The sequence below is a fragment of the Pseudomonas sp. SDO5591_S426 genome, assembly GCF_054070755.1.
Genome location: NZ_JBSVXD010000354.1, coordinates 1 through 2,826 on the forward strand (window position 1 = coordinate 1; position 2,826 = coordinate 2,826).

A 2,826-nucleotide genomic window follows, 5' to 3' on the forward strand; every position below is an offset into this window, starting at 1 on the left:
GTGGTGCACCCAATGTTTGTGACCTACACAATTCCCTGTGGGAGCGGGCTTGCCCGCGATGAGGCCAGTAAAGTTCACATCACTCCAACTCTTTTAGTCGCCCCTCAATAAACCGCCGCTCCGGCTCTTGCTGCGTTAACTCCAGCGCCCGCTCATACGCCGCCCGCGCCTGCTCCACCCGCCCCAACTGACGACAAAACTCCGCCCGCGCCGAATGCGCCAAGTGGTAATCCAACAGTTCACCGCGCTGCAAAATCGCCTCGACCAAGATCAACCCCGCCAACGGTCCATCCCGTTTGGAAATCGCCGCCGCCCGGTTCAACTCGACCACCGGCGAAGGCACTGCCCGCAGCAGCACGTCATAGAGCCCGACGATCTGTTCCCAATCGGTTTCCTCCACCGACGACGCTTCGGCATGCACCGCCGCAATCGCCGCTTGCAGGCAATACGGGCCGAAGCGACGGCTGCTCAGCGCCCGCTCCACGAGCATGCAACCTTCGGCAATCATCTCGCGGTTCCACAGTGTTCGGTCCTGCTCATCGAGCAAGATCAATTCGCCATTGGCGGAGGCTCTAGCCACGCGTCGCGACTCGTGCAACAGCATCATTGCCAGCAAACCCATGACTTCCGGTTCCGGCAGCAACTCCATCAGCAAGCGGCCGAGACGAATCGCCTCGCGCGTCAGGTCTTCGCGGGTCAGTTGCGCCCCGATGGATGCCGAATACCCTTCGTTGAACACCAGGTAAATCACCCGCAGCACACTGTCGAGGCGTTCGGGCAATTCCGCCAGCGACGGCACTTGATAAGGGATTTTTGCGTCGCGGATTTTTGCCTTGGCACGCACGATGCGCTGGGCGATGGTGGCTGGCGCCGAGAGAAAAGCCCGGGCGATTTCTTCCGTGGTCAGGTCGCAGACTTCGCGCAACGTCAACGGCACTTGAGCGTCCGCCGCCAGCGCCGGGTGACAACAGGTGAAGATCAGGCGCAAGCGATCGTCTTCCACGTCTTCGTCACTCCAGTCGGCTTGCTCCAGCGCCTCCAGTTGCGCGATCAACAGCGGTCGCGAAGCGGCGAAACGGGCGCGTCGGCGCAACACGTCGATGGCTTTGAAACGCCCGGTGGACACCAGCCAGGTACGCGGATTGTCCGGCACGCCGTCCTGCTGCCAACGCTCGACAGCGACGAAGAACGCCTCGTGCAAGGCTTCTTCGGCGAGGTCGAAATCGCCGAGCAGGCGAATCAAAGTCGCGAGGATGCGCCGCGAATCCTCGCGATAGACCTGCTCGACCCGCGCCTTGACCGCCGCAGCCACCATCACTCAAGGATTCAACTGGCGCACGGGGCGTACTTCAACGCTGCCGACCCGGGCCGCCGGAATGTTCCCGGCGACCTGAATGGCTTCGTTGAGGTCCTTGGCGTCGATCAGGTAAAACCCGGCCAACTGCTCCTTGGTTTCGGCAAACGGGCCGTCGGTGATCGACATTTTGCCGTTGCGCATGCGCACGGTAGTGGCGGTCTGCACCGACTCAAGCGCCTCGGCGGCGACCATGCGGCCACTGCCCTGGATCGACTCCGCATAAGCCATGCACTCAGAGTCGTGCGGGCTCTCCGGCAGGGAATGCAGCAGGTGCTCATCGCTGTAGACCAGGCATAAGTACTTCATCACGCTCTCCTTATCGAACGGATCAACTATGGCCGCGAATCGGCACTTTGGCGCTGCTTTCGCTAAAAAATCTCAGGGTTTGAGATCGAACAGCGTTGCGCCGGTCTGCATGTCGAACGGTGCCGACCAGTGCTCATGCACGATTTGCCACAACCCCGCTTCCTGCCGATAGCACTGCGAGACACGCATCCAGCAGGCCTGGGTTTCGCCCTTGTCGTTGGTGCCGCCGCAATGGGCCAGCCAATGCGCGAAAGCGATTTCCTGGGACGGTTCAATGGTGATTTCGTTGAATTCGAAAATGTGCGGGCCAGGGCACATCTGCATGCATTCCTGCCAATGCGCGCGGTAGGCAGGCTTGCCCTTGAATTGCAAAGCCTTGACCGCGTCGAAGGAGACGATGTCATCGGCATACAGCGCCATGACTTTCTCAATGTCCTTGGCCATGACGGCCTGGCGGTAGTTCTCGATCAGGTTCTGGATCTGCGTTTGCGAGTTCATGGTGGTTCTCCGTGGTTTTTATTGGAAGACACCCTTAGTCGTCTGGCGATCCGGCGAATCGACAGGTGAAATAAAAATAATCCAAACAGCGAGAATCGCTAGAATCGATGGCTCTATTGATGATGGAAAAAGGACACTCCAGTGACAGCCCGACTCGTGCCTTACGAAAGCCTGAATGCGCTGCAGCGCCAGCAGGTCGAGGCCATCGAAGTACATCCGGACCAGATCAAGTTCTCTGGCGACATTCACGGTGCCTTGCACAGCTTGTTGTCCAAGCCAGGCCCGGGGGTCAAAGGATTTGCCCTGCTGGCCGAGGACATTCCCGTGGCCTTCCTGCTGCTCAAACGCCCGCCGGCACTGCCCGCCTGGGCTGATGAACACAGCGCGACACTGCATGCGCTGCAGGTCGATCAACGGTCACAGGGTAAAGGCTACGGCAAGGCTTGCCTGCAAGCGCTGCCCGCGGCGGCGCGCTCGGCGTGGCCGGAAATCAAAGGGCTGGAGTTGTCGGTGGATGCGGACAATGAATCGGCGATTGGTCTGTATGCCAAGTATGGGTTTGTCGATAGTGGCGAGGCGTACAGGGGGCGGATCGGGTATGAGCGGCGGATGGGGTTGAAATTCTGATCGCTGACACAACGCCCGATCCCTTGTAGGAGCTGCCG

The 2,826-nt window shown here is 60.2% G+C and carries 4 protein-coding genes; 1 reads left to right on the forward strand and 3 read right to left on the reverse strand.

Annotated features, from left to right (window positions below):
• Positions 1–79: 79 nt before the first annotated feature.
• The 3 genes from ACW9JC_RS29800 to ACW9JC_RS29810 all read right to left on the reverse strand — a co-directional run bounded on the left by ACW9JC_RS29800 (position 80) and on the right by ACW9JC_RS29810 (position 2,161).
• Complete coding sequence (locus ACW9JC_RS29800) at positions 80–1,315, reverse strand: RNA polymerase sigma factor (RefSeq protein WP_457459525.1); 1,236 nt, start codon at positions 1,313–1,315, stop codon at positions 80–82.
• 3 nt (positions 1,316–1,318) lie between these two features.
• Entirely contained in the window at positions 1,319–1,663 is a 345-nt protein-coding gene (locus tag ACW9JC_RS29805) for a YciI family protein (RefSeq protein WP_056852587.1), read from the reverse strand.
• 72 nt (positions 1,664–1,735) lie between these two features.
• Entirely contained in the window at positions 1,736–2,161 is a 426-nt protein-coding gene (locus ACW9JC_RS29810; RefSeq protein ID WP_338582555.1) for a YybH family protein, read from the reverse strand.
• Positions 2,162–2,302: 141 nt separating this feature from the next.
• Between ACW9JC_RS29810 and ACW9JC_RS29815 the strand changes: the two genes are divergently transcribed.
• Positions 2,303–2,788, forward strand: a complete 486-nt coding sequence (locus ACW9JC_RS29815) for a GNAT family N-acetyltransferase (RefSeq protein ID WP_457459523.1) — start codon at positions 2,303–2,305, stop codon at positions 2,786–2,788.
• The last annotated feature ends 38 nt before the right edge of the window (positions 2,789–2,826 follow it).